This window comes from Hansschlegelia plantiphila, from assembly GCF_027922265.1.
Taxonomy (GTDB): domain Bacteria; phylum Pseudomonadota; class Alphaproteobacteria; order Rhizobiales; family Methylopilaceae; genus Methylopila; species Methylopila plantiphila.
Window position 1 is genome coordinate 1 of sequence record NZ_BSFI01000004.1, and the last position, 13240, is coordinate 13240.

The following is a 13240-nucleotide window of genomic DNA, read 5'->3' on the forward strand; positions in this document are numbered from 1 at the left end:
ACGACCGTGTGCTCAGTTCGGTGAGCTACTCGTTGGCGGGCCAGTATATCGAGCGGTTGAGGCTGACCGGCGACGGAGACGTCAACGGAACCGGCAACTCGCTGAGCAATATAATAGCCGGCAACTCGGGCGATAACGTCATAGACGGCGGCAAAGGCTCAGACCGGATCGGGGGCGGCGCGGGCCGCGATACATTCGTGTTCGCCAATGCGCTCAGCGCGAGCAATGTCGACGTGGTCGCCGACTTCAAGGCGATCGACGACACGATCCGGCTCGAAAACGGAGTATTCACCGGTCTGTCGGCAGGTGGATTATCATCCGACGCGTTTTACATCGGGACCGGCGCGCACGACGCCTCCGACCGCATCATCTACAACGCAAATTCCGGCGCGCTGTTCTTCGATAGAGATGGGACGGGATCGGTCCAGGCCGTTCAGTTCGCGACGTTCGAAAACCACGCCACGATCACGGAGGCGGATTTCACGGTGGTGTAGCGCGCGCCCGGGCAAAGCCCTGACGAGGCGCGCCATAGTGCCGGGGCGGGAGAACGGTCAGGGCTTCTTGTCAAGCGCCAGCTTCTCGGAGAGCCGGTCGAGGATCTCGGTCTGCTTGTCGTTCGCCTCCTTGATAGGGCCGATGCCGGCGGTCCAGAGCGCGCCGGTGCCGCCTCGACGACTGCCGCTTTGGCCTCCGGGATCCGCGCCACGATCTTGTCGATCAAGCGCCGTCGGATTGTTTGAGGCCGGCGACAGACTCGGGGTTGTTCGCCTTGGTGAACTCAAGCGTTTCGGAAACGACAGTTCCCTGCACGATCGCGGCTGGCAGAAGCCCTGCGTCGAGCTTGCGGGCGAAGATCACCTTCAGACCCGTCTCCATGGTCCGATAGAGCGAGAGCGCGAGCTTCTCGTCCTTGATCGCCTTCAGGGCGCTCGCCGCCCGCGCCGCGACCCATGCGCCGAGGATCGAGAGGAGGCCGAGCCCGATCCCGTCAATGGCGGTGATCGCCTGAGGCCGCATCTCGGCCCAGAGGTCGCCGACGAACGGACCCGGCGCCACGGCGGACGAGACGTCGAGCGCGTAGGAGGCGAGCGAAAGCGCGAGCAGGCAGCAGACGCCGGCCCGGACGAGCAGGTTCATGGGAGGTGCTCCAGTAGTTCGAAAGGAGGGCTGTACGGCGCCCGCCGCCGCCCGACGTCAGTTCAGACGCGAGGAGATCGAAGCGATGAGCGACGAGAAGACGAAGCCGCCATACGGGACGTCCATTTCGAAGCCGGACGAAAAGGCCGGGGTCGAAGTCGGCGGTGGGGACAAGGCCGCAGCCGCGCACAGCGAAGAGGCCAGGAAGGAAAGCCGCCACGACCATTCGCCTGACGACGAGATCGAGGAGGACGATTGGGGCGAGGCCTGATCTTCGACGTCAGGCCGCCGCCTCGATCGCTGCGACGCGCGCCTCGAGCTTCGTCAGGCGCAAGGTGAATTCGTCATTGACCGGGCTGGCGGGGCAACGACTGGCGCCGCCTCGAGCGCCTCAAGCCGGCCGTGGATTGCGGCGCGGGTCTTCGGCCCGGCCATGCCGTCCGTCGCGAGGGACGCGCCGACGGCCGAGCGCGACCGCCTCGAGGGCGAGCTGGCGGACGCCGGCGCGGTGGAAAAGGTCGTCGGGTGCATCCGGCCGCGATCGAGAGCTACCGGCGGGACATCACGGCACTCTCGGAAAGCCTCAACCGCACCTTCGCCGACAGCGACAGGCTGCGCGATCGCCGCCTTCCGCTCACTGGTCGAGACGGTGACGATTCAGCCCATCTGTCGCCGGCGAGAAGGTCGTGGCGAACGTGTAAGGACGCCTCGGCGCGCTGCTTGATCACGACCTGTTCCCTACGCGCAAAGTGTCGGGGGGGTCGGTGGTAGCGGAGGAGGGACTCGAACCCCCGACACGCGGATTATGATTCCACGTTAAGCTACCGATTTTGTTGCGCTTTTTCTCCAACTACGGAGTAAAGGCATCGTGTTGCATCAGTACCTTACCGGCGTTCTGCCAACTAAAACTGGTCCTCCCCCGGCACGAAAACGGTCGCTCCGATTGCCCCTCGGAACGACCGCTATCGACGTTGCCACGCGGGATTGCAGCCCGCGCGAATACCGCGGGAAAGGACCCCGACGATGCTTCAAAATTACAGTGAACCTGTTCGAAACTCAAGCGATCGCGCCGCCAGTATCCTCGGCGCGGGCGATCCGCTGGACCGCAAACTGCGGCTCACTCAGTTCCCGGATCGGGCGGCGGCTAGCAAGACTGATCTGAATCTCTCGCTACGCGAGTTGGGCACTTCGATCCGTGAAGCATGCGCGGCCGAAAAGAGTGGCCTGCCGTGGTTTAAGCTTGCTGTTTTCGGCGACATCCGCACCGAGCGGCGGTGCCTGAGGCACAACGCGAACGTCGTCGAAGTGACCGGCGTCGAGGCCGATTACGACGACGGCGTGCTCTCGGCCCTTGAGGCAGTCGACCGGCTGACGGAGGCCGGGATAACCGCGCTCGTCTATGAGACGCCGGGCAGTACGCTGGAGCGGCCGAAGTGGCGAGTGCTGGCGCCGTTCTCCCGAGAGTTGGAGCCGGGCGAGCGCGACCGCCCCATGGCCCGCTTACACGGCCTCTTCGGAGGCGTCTTCGACCCGGCGTCCTTCACGCTGTCTCAGGCCTATTACGCCGGCAACGTGGAGGGGAAGCCCGACGTCGGCGTCCGGCTGGTTAAGGGCCGCCGCTACCTCGACGAGGCCGACGACCTCGACGCCGGGGCGATCGGCCGCCCGGGGCGCTCCAGCGGGGGGTCGAGCGCCACGGCGGGCGTAGCAGGTGATCGGACCTATCTGCCTTTCGACGAGTTCGCCGACGCCGTCCGCGCGATCCCGAACGACGACGCCTCCTTCGACGTCTGGCTCAAGATCGCAATGGCGGTGCACCACGAAAGCGCCGCTTCGGACGAGGGGCGGACGCTGGCCCATGAATGGTCGGAGCGGTCGACCAAGTACGACGCGGACGACCTTGATCGCCGATGGGGCTCCTTCGGTCGCAATGGCGGCGCGACGGTGACTGGCTGGGAGGTGCTGAGACTCGCTTCCGACCATGGCTGGCGCAACCCGGCGAAGAAGCGCGCTCTGGAGTCGATGCCGCCCTCCGACGTCGCGATCGACCCTGTGACTGCGCGACTGAACAAGAGCTTCGCGGCGGTCCGGCTGGGCGGTCGGACCCTCGTCGCCGAGTCGAAGCCCGACGGGTCGTTCGACCTCGGAAGTGTCGACGACCTCCACCGCTGGCACGAAAACGACCTCGTCCTCGAACCGGGCGGCCGGGCGCGGGAGCCCGCGTCGAAGCATTGGATGCGCGACCCTGACAGGCGGCAGTATCGGGGCATCGTCTTCGACCCGTCCGGCCATGCGCCGCCGGCCGCCCTCAATCTCTGGACGGGCTGGGCGGTCGCGCCGGAGGCGGGCGCGACATGTGAGCGGATCGTCGAGCACGTCCGCGAAGTGGTTTGTGACGGCAAGCCGAAGCAGTTCGGCTACGTGATCGGATGGCTTGCGCACCTAGTCCAGCGACCCGCTGAGAAACCGGGCGTGGCGTTGGTGCTGAAGGGCGGGAAGGGCGCGGGCAAGGACACGCTCGCGGAGGTCGTGCGTCGGATCGTCGGGCAGCGGCACGTCGCCCACGTCGACAACCCGGAGCGCCTCACGAGCCGCTTCAATGCGGGATTTGCGACCGCGATCGTGGGCCACGTCGAAGAAGCGTTTTGGGCAGGCGATCGGGCCAAAAAGGGAGCGCTTCAAGCGTTGATCACATCGCCGACGATGACGCTGGAGCGGAAGGGAATCGACCCGATCGTCGTCGATTCTTTCCTGCGGCTCATCATGACGACGAACGAAGACTGGGCTGTGCCAGCGTCGGCCGACGAGAGGCGATATGCGATCTTCGACGTCTCAGATTTCCGGATTGGTGATCGTAAGTATTTTTCGGCGCTTTACGCGGAGATCGAAGGCGACGGGCCGGCGGCCTTCCTCAACTACTTGCTGGGCGTCGACCTTACGGATTTCGAACCGCGCGACGTGCCCCAGACGGCGGCGCTGCGGGACCAGAAGGTCGCCTCGCTTCAGGGTTTCGACCGCTGGTGGTTCGACATCCTTCATGAAGGTGTCTTGCCCGGAGACCGTGCCGCTTGGGAAAGCGGCGAGGTCGAAGTTCCGCGTGACGCGCTTCGGGACAGCTACGACGCTTTCATTCGAGACCAACGGTTTCAGGGCGCAGCGATCAACGCCACGCAGTTCGGTCAAAAACTCAATCAGGTGCTGCCGAGCGTCCAGACGATCCGCCCGCGTTCGGAGCGCGGAGCGCGTCTCCGTCTCTATGTTGTGCCGATACTCGACCGATGCCGCGAAGAATTTGAGGCGTGGATCACGATGCCGGTCGATTGGGGGGCTTAGCGGTCCAACTGGTCCGGCTGCACCCTGAAAACAGAGCTTCAGTTGGACCAGTAATTGTCAAGCATTCTCAGGGATTTACTAGCTATGGTCCAACTGGTCCAACCGGTCCAACTGAATATCAACTCATACGCACATGCGCATGCAGGCGCACGCCCACGCGCATGCGCGCATACACGGGGTACGAACCTGCCCGGACCAGCTGGACCAGTTGGACCACCCCAAGAAGGTCAACGGTCTGCCAAGGATGCTCAGTTGGCCCACGGGCTGGGCCAGATGGCCCGGATGCCGGTATCGGGCAAAAGCGTCTTGCCCGGACGACGGGTCCCTCCGGGCGCCGCCACGCCGCGGGGCGCGCTGAGCCGCGATCTATCACTCGGTGAAAACGTTTTTACTGCGATTTCGCGGGAGGCCGGTCGTTATGAGTAAAGCGGCTTTTACCTCGCGCATCGCCAGCATTCTCGGCGACGACGACGACCCTCCCTCCATCGAGGTCGTCAACGCGGCGGCCGTCGGCGATCTCGTCGGCGTCACGGGTCGACGTATTGAACAGCTCGCCAGCGACGGAGTGATCCTCCGGATCGGCGTCGGGCGTTTCGACAAGCGCGCTTCTGTCCGGGCCTATTGTGATTTCCTCCGCGCTGGCGCGACCGGGCGGGGCAACGTCGACAAAGCTTATCGGGACGCGAAGACGCGTGCTGCGGCGGCCCAAGCCGAAAAGATCGAAACAGCGAATGCAGTCGCCGCCGGCGAGTTGGTCTCCGCAGCCGACGTCGCCGCCGCTTGGTCGACCATCCTCGCGGACGTTCGCGCCGCGATGCTGGCGATCCCGAGCCGAGTCCAGGGTATCGATCGCCACGCGATCGAGTTGCTTGACCGGGAGATCAGAGAAGCGCTGGAGGGTCTCGCTGATGCTGGCTGATCTTCGACGCGACGCTCTGAAGGCGCTACGGCCTCCGCCGAGGATCGACCTAGCCGACTGGGTCAGCGCGAACGTCTTTCTGCCGTCGAGCCTCGCAGCTCATCCCGGACGAATGCGGCTGTGGCCGCATCAGGTCGAAATCGCCCGGAGTATGGGTGCGCGGGACGTCGAGCGGGTCTCGATCCTGAAGTCGGCGCGTATCGGATACACGCAGCTCGGCGTGGCGGCGCTCGGCAACTTCGTGGCGAACGATCCCGGCCCAATCCTCGTCGTCCTGCCTGCCGAACAGGACTGTCGCGATCTTATGGTCGGCAATGTCGAGCCGACTTTCGCGGAGTCGCCGGCGCTTAGGGCCGCGCTGTCGTCGACCGCCTCAGATCGCGACACGCTTTTCAGTCGGCGCTTCCCGGGCGGCTCGCTCAAGCTGGTCTCCGCGCGGGCTCCTCGAAACCTCCGTGGCCATACGGCTCGCGTGCTGTTCCTCGACGAGGTCGACGCATTCGAAGTCGACGTCCGCGGCGAAGGCGATCCTGTCGCGCTCGCCGAGCGGCGCACGACGACCTTCAGCAACCGCAAAATAATCATGGGTTCGACGCCCGTTCACGAGCAGACGTCGCGGATCGTTCGCGCCTATGAACGGTCCGACCGTCGCGTGTATGAGTGCGCCTGTCCCGCCTGCGGCGAGCGCCACGAGCTGCGCTGGAAGGACATCCGCTGGCCCGACGACGCGCCCGGTCGGGCCTTCTGGAGCTGTCCGGGGTGCGGTGGCGTCGTCGAAGACGCCGACAAGGCTACGTTCGTCTCCGGCGGCCGCTGGCGGCCCACGGCGTCCCATGTGAAGGGGCATCACGGCTACCGGGTCTCGGCGCTCGTGAGCCTCCTGCCGAACGCGAGCTGGGGTCGTCTCGCGGGCGAATTTCTGGAGGCGAAGAAGAGTCCTCAGACGCTCCAGACATTCGTCAACACCGTGCTGGGCGAGGCATGGCGCGACGACGGCGAAGAGCTGGACGAAGGCGCCCTTGCGGGTCGCGCGGAGGGTTTTGGTCTCGACGAGCTTCCGCCGGAAGTACTCGTCGTGACCGCTGGCGTTGACGTGCAGGACGACCGGATCGAGATCACGACTGTCGGCTGGACCAAGGACGGCGCGGCGCTCGCACTCGGTCATGGCGTCGTCTGGGGCTCCCCGCTCGACGAGGAAACATGGCGCGAGGTCGATGACCATCTCCGGCGCACGTGGAAGCATCCGAACGGCGGGCTCCTTCGGGTCGACGCCGCGATCGTCGACTCCGGCTCCGGCGGCCATACGGACGCCGTCTACGCGTTCTGTCGTCCGCGGACCTCACGGCGCGTGTTCGCCGGCAAGGGCGTCCCCGGCTTCGCCCGGCCAATGGCGGAGGTCTCCAAGGCGCGAGCGCTCCGGCTGGTCCTCGTGGGCGTGGATGCGATCAAATCGCAGATCGTGAACCGCCTTCAGTCGGGCACGTCGATCCGGTTCTCGGCCGGCTTGTCGGCGACGTGGTTTGAGCAACTCGCCTCGGAGAAGCGCGTCGTCCGGTACACCCGAGGGCAGCCCTTCCGCGCCTTTGAGCGCATTCCCGGACGTCGATCGGAGGCTCTCGATTGTCTGGTCTATGCGTTCGCTGCTCGCCAGATGGTAGGGGTGGACCCAGGGCGTCGGGAAAATGAGCTTTCGAGCGAGGCTATGCCGGCCGAACGACTGACAGTAATCAAAAGCGCTTGGCTCTCAAATTCGAAATTTTCGATACGATATTGAGTATCTTTGACGTGTATTGCCGCGCCTTCTCCGCTGGTATCCTAACTGACCCATGCACTATTATATTTCTGACTTCGAGTGCTTCCTGAATAGTCGAAAGATCATAGTTGTTCAATATGTCTTCCCGATGAAGACGATCGATAACGGATCTAATCGAAAGTCTATTAAATTTCTCTCCGTCTTGGGTTAATATCTGTTTCGCAACTTCCTCGAATGCGTTCCAAGCATCGATCAGCTCCAGCGTATAACCTGCGGCAAGACGCTCTTGGATTTCAAAATCGTCTCTCGATTTCTTATACCGGACAACGGCGGCTGCTAAGACAGCGAAAAACAGCCCACTGGCTCCGGTAAATAATATCAACTGCTGTCTGAAAGAAATTTCAAGTTTATAGAAGTCAAAAAGAAAATATAAAATCGATCCTATGGCAACGGTCAATCCAAATACTTGATAAATGTACATTGTAGTATTGAACATGTAATCGCGCCTTGAGCGAGATAATACAGAATCCGACTCAATGCTTTTTATATTCTCGACGGAGCTTTTGATTTCGTCGGCCATCTTAGGAGCCCCTCATTATTGATATAGTTGTTACTATAATAGTAAGGGCGGCAAGGCCTAGGAATATGAGCATATTGACTTGATTTGTGAGACTAGAGGGATCGTAAAGCATTCCTACTATGAACGATAAAGCTGAAGACACAGCATTTAGTATCTTGGGCCATATCGTTATTTTGGGGGAGCCAAAAGTTTGTTTTTGTGATGACACGGCGTCATTGACCATGCCTTGGGTAATTTCAGTTGTGCCATCGGTGCTGTTTCGGGTTGCTTCGATTCGATTTGCCTCTTTGATCAAATCGACGGCGTATTGTTCGACAGCCTTTTTCAAGTGCTCCCGTGCGGGTGCCGTAAAGCCCCCGAGATCGTCTTCTGCAATCTGAAAATCGAGAGGCATGTTTTGTCGTGCTTTGGCTGCGAAGCTACGAGCATAAGTTGAACGCTCGGCGAAGCCTAGCCGCTAAGAAGCCCAAGTGACGTTCCACACAGCCGAAACGGTGAGATGGACCCGTCACGATCAGCTTGGGCCTCAGGAGAGGACTGAGAGACCAAGACCTGCGGGTCGGCTGATCGGGCGGACGCCTCAGGGGAGAGCGCCCAAACAGCGGGCGAGATACGCCAACGAATCCGACAGGCGTTTAGATGGGTAAAAATCGCCAAAAAATATTTCTTATCAAACGAACGATCGTTACTTTGAAACTTTGTTACCAAAAACCCAAGATTTTCTAGGCAGGACATCTGACAAGGCATTGTGAGATAATGTTTACGGCAAGATGATTTTTACCGCGTAGTGTTTGTTATTTGAATCTTATTGCGACGGAGCGTGGCTCCTCATAGATTGGCGAAAGTCAACTAGGAGGGCCCTCCCGTGAGCGAAGTCGAGCACTACGGCGGACTGTTTTACGTGCCCGAAGTTCAGGAGCGAGACCCGTCGCTCCTCCCCCTCGGGGTCGTGGCCGCTTTGACCGCTCGGCCGGGCGATGACCTTTCGCTTCTCCGAGACCGACTCGCCCATCACAGGAAAGAGGGCCACCTGACCCCCGCCGCTCGGGAATCCGGCGTCAAAGGCGCATGGCTCTTCGATCTCGGCGGCGTCGTGCTGGCGGCGATCCTGCTCAGGCTTTGCGAGCTAGGGATCAAGAACGCCGAGGCCGTTCGGGCTGTCGTCCTTGCCGCAACCACGTGGACGGCGGAGGACTTCGAGGCTCTCGGCGGACCGGGGGTGTCCCCACTCGGCGAGGTCATCGCCCGCCACGAGCAAGGCGAGCGCTCGTTCGGCCTTCAGCTCCATTCGCTTGCGCCGCAGGCCAGCGGCCCCATTCGCTATGCAGCCCGGCTCTACTCGACCCGCCGGAACGAAGGAACGTTCTGGCACGTCCCAACCGACGGGTATGACTCCCGCGCCGTCGTCTCGATCGACCTGATCGACATCCTCGACCGCATCACCGCTCGTCGTCAGGCCCACTGATGCTCGACCGCGCCCGCGCCTTCGTTGCCGACATGATCCGCCCGGCCGCACCGGGCAGCGTCCGCCGTTTCGACGGTGCGACGGGCGGCCGGCGTGCGGGAGGCATTGGTTCGTTCGGGTCGATCAATCCTGAGATCGGCGGCGCGGCGGCAACGGTCCGCGGCCGCGCTAGATACCTCGCTCGGAATAACTCTTGGCTTGCGAACGGCGTCGCCAACTGGACGGCCGCGCTCGTCGGCAGCGGCATCCGTCCGACGAGCCCCAGCCCGGACGCGGTCGCGACCTTCGATCGCTGGAGCCTCGACGCGGACGCGGACGGTCGATCAGATTTCTTCGGCCTTCAAGCAGCGATTGCGCGCCACCTCGTCGAGGACGGCGAAGCGTTCGTTCATCTCCGGGCGGATGACGACGGCGGCTTCCGTGTCCGGGTTCTGCCTCCCGAACAGGTCGACGAGACGTTGACGCGCGATCTCGGCGACGGCCGCGCCATCGTCCAAGGCGTGGAGTTCGACGCCGCCGGCCGGCGCGTCGCCTACTACGTGACGCCCCAAAACCCGACGCAGCAATTCATGACCTACGCCGCGCCTGTGCGGGTCGACGCGGCCGACGTCCTTCATATCTTCGCCCCGCTCGCGGCCGGACAGGTGCGCGGCATTAGCTGGCTCGCCCCCGTGATCCTGCCCGCGAGCGAATTGGACCAGCTCACGGACGCCCTTCTGGTCGGGGCCAAGGTCGCGGCGATGCATGCCGCGTTTCTGGTCGACTTGAATGTTGCTGGCGAGCCGTTCGACGGCGACCTGACGAACGTCTCTCTGGAGCCCGGCACCGTCCGACGGCTGCCCAACGGCTTCGACATGAAGTTCAACACGCCGCCTCAGACGCAGCAGACGGCCGAGTTCGTCAAACACTCGCTCCGCGGCCTCGCAGCGGGCCTTGGCCTGCCGTCGCACATGCTCGACGGCGACCTCTCCGGCGCGAACTACAGCAGCCTTCGGGCGGGCCTGATCCCGTTCCGGCAGCGGGTCGAGCAGATTCAATATCACGTGCTCGCGCCGCAGCTTCTCCGGCCCGTCTGGGATCGCGTCCAGTTGCTGTTCGGAGATCACGACGCACGCGCTGAGTGGCTCCCGCCGGCATGGCAGCAGGTCGACCCGCAGAAGGCCCTCGAAGCGGATACGGCGGAGATCACCGCCGGCCTCGCCTCGCGCCGTCAGAAGGTCGCGGAGCGCGGCTGGAGCGTGGAGGAACTGGACGCCGAGATCGTCGCCGACCGGGCGCGTGAAGAGGCTCTGGGGCTGAGCTTTGGGGCCGCCGCGGTCACTCCGAACGAAGACAAGTCCGACCCCGAGAAGGAGCCAAAGCCGTGACCGCGACCGTCCGCGATTTTCGCGAGATTGACCCCGCCAAATTCAAGGCTGCCGCGATCCTCCTCATGAAGGGGCACGGCAACCCGCCGCGCCGCCTGGTGCGCGCCATGAAGCACGCCCCGGCGAAGCTGGTCCTCGCCGGCCTCTTCGACGTGTTGCGGCTCCCGTATCTCGATCTGGAGATCGACGGCCAGATTATTCGGGTCGTCGAAGCGCAGGGGACCGCCTGATGATCACGCTAAGCGCAGGGCATCGGCGCGAGCCCGAACCCGAGGTAATGACCCGTAGAGCCGCCACGAAGGGCAGCTTCGACAGCGAGGCCATGGTGATCACGGCCGTCGTGGCGAGCGGTTCGCCCGTCGGTCGGCGCGATGCGCGTAGCGGGTTCAACGAAGTGCTCGACGTGGCCGGCGCTCGCCTGCCGATCGACGTGCCTTTGCTGGACTCCCACAATCAAGGTCGGGCTGCGGCCACGATCGGCCGCGCCTTCAACTTCCGGCGCGAGGGTGACGTCATCCTCGCCGACATCCGCTTCAGCACGGCGCCGGACGTCCAGCCCATCGTGGATCGCTTTCGCGACGGCACTCTCAATTCCTTTTCGGTTGGATACCGCGTCTCTCGTTGGGAAGACACGAACGCTGCCCCGCGTGTCCGCACTGCAAAGGACTGGGAAATTTTTGAGGTCTCGGTCGTGTCGATCGGGGCTGATCCCAACGCACGCAAAAGGAGCGGGGCAATGGACGACGAGACTGACGTGATCGACGCGGCGGCCGCTGAGCCGACGATCGTCGAAACCCGAGCCGCCATCCGCGGGATCGCCCGGACGGCGGGCCTGCCGACGACATGGGCCGATGAGCAGATCGACAATGAGGCGACCGTCACGGAAGCGCGCGCCGCCGCGTTCGAGGCGATGCAGGCGCGGACCCGGCGCACGCCGGCAATCCGCACCGCGGCCCCTGTCGCCGACGGCGAGGTCCGCTTCCGCGCCATGGAAGACGCTCTCGCCGTCCGCACGACGGGAGCGCTGCCGATTGACGCGGCCCGCGCCGAAGCCGCCCGGCCGTTCGTCGGCCATAGCCTCCGGGACTTCGCCCGTGAGGCCCTGACCCTCCGCGGCGTCTCGACGACGGGGATGAGCCCCGACGAGCTGTTCCGTGCGGCCATGCACACGACGACGGATTTCCCGAACCTCCTTACGGGCGCGGGCCGGCGAAGCTTGCTGGCGTCGTATCAGGCCGCGCAGAGCGTCCTCAAGTCGATCAGTCGGCAGGGCAGCCGGGTCGACTTCCGCTCGGGCTCGACGATACGCCTGGGCGAACTGGGCGCTCTCCAGCGTGTGAGCGAGGCGGGCGAGATCAAGGCGACTTCGCGTGCGGAGACGGCCGAGAGCTACGCGATCGATACTTATGGCGCAATCTTCTCGATCAGCCGCAAGGCGCTCGTGAACGACGATCTCGGTGCGTTCAATGACTGGTCCCGCGCCGCCGGGCAGGCCGCCGCGACGACCGAGGCGAACCTGCTCTACGGGCTGCTCTCGCAGAGCTCGGGCGCGGGGCCGACCATGAGCGACGGGAAGAGGCTCTTCCACGCGGACCACGGCAACACAGTTACTTCCGCCACCCTGTCGAGTCCTGCTTTGTCGATCGACGCTCTGTCCGCGGCCCGCCTCGCGTTGCGCCTCCAGACCGGCGTTGACGGCAAGACACGGATCGCGGCGACGCCGAAGTATCTCGTCGTCGGGCCGAAGCTGGAGACGCTCGCCGAGCAGGTCTTGGCGGCGCTCTCGGCCACTACGACGGACGGCGTGAACCCCTTCTCCGGCAAGCTCACGCTGCTCGTCGAGCCGCGGATCACGGACGTTTCTTGGTACGTCTTCGCCGATCCGGCACAGCTCCCAGTCCTCGAATACTCCTACCTCGCAAGCGCCCCGGGGCCGCAGCTCTCCGAACGGGAGGGCTGGGACGTCTTGAGCCGCGAATTCCGCGTCTTCGAGGACTTCGGCGCGGGCGCGATCGACTGGCGCGGCGCCGTCCGCAGCTCAGGCGTCAGCTAATGCCCGCGACCGCCGAGCAGCTTCGCCAATGGCGGGACGGGCTGATGCAAGCCCGTCTCCAAGGGGTCCGCGAGTACCGCGACTCCAACGGTGAGGCCGTCACCTACAAGTCGGATTCCGAGATGGCTCGCGCCATCGCGGCTGCCGACGCTGAGATCGCCGCCCTCGCGGGGCCGCGGCCCAACGCCTTCACCTTCCAGACCTCGAAAGGACTCGACCGATGAAGAATTACGTTCAGGCCGGGGTCAATCTGACCCTTCCTGCCCCCTACGCCCTGAAGGGCGGCGACGGCGCTCTCGTCGGCCTGATCTTCGGCATCGCGGCCGAAGACGCGGCTCAAGATGGCGAAGTCGACCTCGTGACGAAGGGCGTCTTCAACCTCGCCAAGGTTGGCGCGGACGCCTTCGCCGTCGGCGCGGCCGTCTACTGGAACAACACGTCCAAGCTCGCCACATCGACGGTCGGCAGCAATGCCAAGATCGGCGTGGCCGTGTCGGCGTCGGTCTCAGGCGCGGCCTCGGTCGCTGTCCGCCTCAACGGCGCCTTCTGACGTGTCCCGTCGCCCGCCCATGTTCAGACAAGCCGACGTCGTGAGAGCCGTGAAAGCTGCTCGCGCATCGGGTCTTGACGTGG

General features: G+C 64.1%; 12 protein-coding genes and 1 pseudogene. 11 read left to right on the forward strand and 2 right to left on the reverse strand.

The features are described from left to right. Window positions 1-494, forward strand: a pseudogene (locus PKE75_RS03405) (hypothetical protein); the annotation flags it as partial. A 223-nt stretch (window positions 495-717) separates the two neighbouring features. On the opposite strand, the gene PKE75_RS03410 reads toward PKE75_RS03405, so the two are convergent. Continuing rightward, window positions 718-1137 (reverse strand): hypothetical protein, encoded by a 420-nt coding sequence (locus tag PKE75_RS03410; protein WP_271167298.1) that lies wholly within the window; start codon window positions 1135-1137, stop codon window positions 718-720. A gap of 85 nt (window positions 1138-1222) precedes the next feature. Here PKE75_RS03410 and PKE75_RS03415 point away from each other — a divergent pair, with 85 nt between their 5' ends. The 4 genes from PKE75_RS03415 (at window position 1223) to PKE75_RS03430 (ending at window position 7163) form a co-directional block, all read left to right on the forward strand. After that, window positions 1223-1408, forward strand: a complete 186-nt coding sequence (locus tag PKE75_RS03415) for a hypothetical protein (RefSeq protein WP_271167299.1) — start codon at window positions 1223-1225, stop codon at window positions 1406-1408. Window positions 1409-2442: 1034 nt separating this feature from the next. Then, window positions 2443-4470, forward strand: coding sequence for a DUF5906 domain-containing protein (locus PKE75_RS03420; RefSeq protein ID WP_271167300.1), 2028 nt, complete (start codon window positions 2443-2445; stop codon window positions 4468-4470). 418 nt (window positions 4471-4888) lie between these two features. Beyond that, window positions 4889-5389: a hypothetical protein gene (locus PKE75_RS03425; RefSeq protein ID WP_271167301.1), complete on the forward strand. Its 501-nt coding sequence runs from the start codon at window positions 4889-4891 to the stop codon at window positions 5387-5389. Continuing rightward, complete coding sequence (locus tag PKE75_RS03430; RefSeq protein ID WP_271167302.1) at window positions 5379-7163, forward strand: phage terminase large subunit family protein; 1785 nt, start codon at window positions 5379-5381, stop codon at window positions 7161-7163. Before PKE75_RS03425 ends, PKE75_RS03430 begins: the two co-directional genes overlap by 11 nt. Here PKE75_RS03430 and PKE75_RS03435 read toward each other — a convergent pair. Next, on the reverse strand, window positions 7117-7722 hold the full coding sequence (locus PKE75_RS03435; RefSeq protein ID WP_271167303.1) for a hypothetical protein: 606 nt from the start codon (window positions 7720-7722) through the stop codon (window positions 7117-7119). The two genes, PKE75_RS03430 and PKE75_RS03435, sit on opposite strands and share 47 nt — an antisense overlap. A gap of 865 nt (window positions 7723-8587) precedes the next feature. On the opposite strand from PKE75_RS03435, the gene PKE75_RS03440 reads away from it, so the two are divergent. From PKE75_RS03440 to PKE75_RS03465, 6 genes are read left to right on the forward strand one after another with little or no spacing between them, the layout of a single operon-like run. Beyond that, window positions 8588-9187 carry a hypothetical protein gene (locus tag PKE75_RS03440; RefSeq protein WP_271167304.1) on the forward strand — a complete coding sequence of 200 codons (600 nt, stop codon included), beginning with the start codon at window positions 8588-8590 and terminating at the stop codon, window positions 9185-9187. Then, on the forward strand, window positions 9187-10554 hold the full coding sequence (locus PKE75_RS03445; protein ID WP_271167305.1) for a phage portal protein: 1368 nt from the start codon (window positions 9187-9189) through the stop codon (window positions 10552-10554). The genes PKE75_RS03440 and PKE75_RS03445 overlap by 1 nt, the downstream gene beginning before the upstream one ends. Then, window positions 10551-10784, forward strand: a complete 234-nt coding sequence (locus tag PKE75_RS03450; RefSeq protein ID WP_271167306.1) for a hypothetical protein — start codon at window positions 10551-10553, stop codon at window positions 10782-10784. Before PKE75_RS03445 ends, PKE75_RS03450 begins: the two co-directional genes overlap by 4 nt. A gap of 47 nt (window positions 10785-10831) precedes the next feature. Beyond that, window positions 10832-12607, forward strand: coding sequence for a prohead protease/major capsid protein fusion protein (locus PKE75_RS03455; RefSeq protein ID WP_271167307.1), 1776 nt, complete (start codon window positions 10832-10834; stop codon window positions 12605-12607). After that, entirely contained in the window at window positions 12607-12831 is a 225-nt protein-coding gene (locus PKE75_RS03460) for a phage head-tail joining protein (RefSeq protein WP_271167308.1), read from the forward strand. Before PKE75_RS03455 ends, PKE75_RS03460 begins: the two co-directional genes overlap by 1 nt. Beyond that, window positions 12828-13157, forward strand: coding sequence for a DUF2190 family protein (locus tag PKE75_RS03465; RefSeq protein WP_271167309.1), 330 nt, complete (start codon window positions 12828-12830; stop codon window positions 13155-13157). The genes PKE75_RS03460 and PKE75_RS03465 overlap by 4 nt, the downstream gene beginning before the upstream one ends. Window positions 13158-13240: the final 83 nt, after the last annotated feature.

Excerpts from the sequence above, each read along its gene's own strand:
- PKE75_RS03430 (WP_271167302.1), top strand. The coding sequence starts at position 5,379 with ATGCTGGCTGATCTTCGACGCGACGCTCTGAAGGCGCTACGGCCTCCG.
- PKE75_RS03435 (WP_271167303.1), bottom strand. The coding sequence starts at position 7,722 with ATGGCCGACGAAATCAAAAGCTCCGTCGAGAATATAAAAAGCATTGAG.
- PKE75_RS03425 (WP_271167301.1), top strand. The coding sequence starts at position 4,889 with ATGAGTAAAGCGGCTTTTACCTCGCGCATCGCCAGCATTCTCGGCGAC.
- PKE75_RS03455 (WP_271167307.1), top strand. The coding sequence starts at position 10,832 with ATGACCCGTAGAGCCGCCACGAAGGGCAGCTTCGACAGCGAGGCCATG.
- PKE75_RS03445 (WP_271167305.1), top strand. The coding sequence starts at position 9,187 with ATGCTCGACCGCGCCCGCGCCTTCGTTGCCGACATGATCCGCCCGGCC.
- PKE75_RS03410 (WP_271167298.1), bottom strand. The coding sequence starts at position 1,137 with ATGAACCTGCTCGTCCGGGCCGGCGTCTGCTGCCTGCTCGCGCTTTCG.
- PKE75_RS03415 (WP_271167299.1), top strand. The coding sequence starts at position 1,223 with ATGAGCGACGAGAAGACGAAGCCGCCATACGGGACGTCCATTTCGAAG.
- PKE75_RS03465 (WP_271167309.1), top strand. The coding sequence starts at position 12,828 with ATGAAGAATTACGTTCAGGCCGGGGTCAATCTGACCCTTCCTGCCCCC.
- PKE75_RS03460 (WP_271167308.1), top strand. The coding sequence starts at position 12,607 with ATGCCCGCGACCGCCGAGCAGCTTCGCCAATGGCGGGACGGGCTGATG.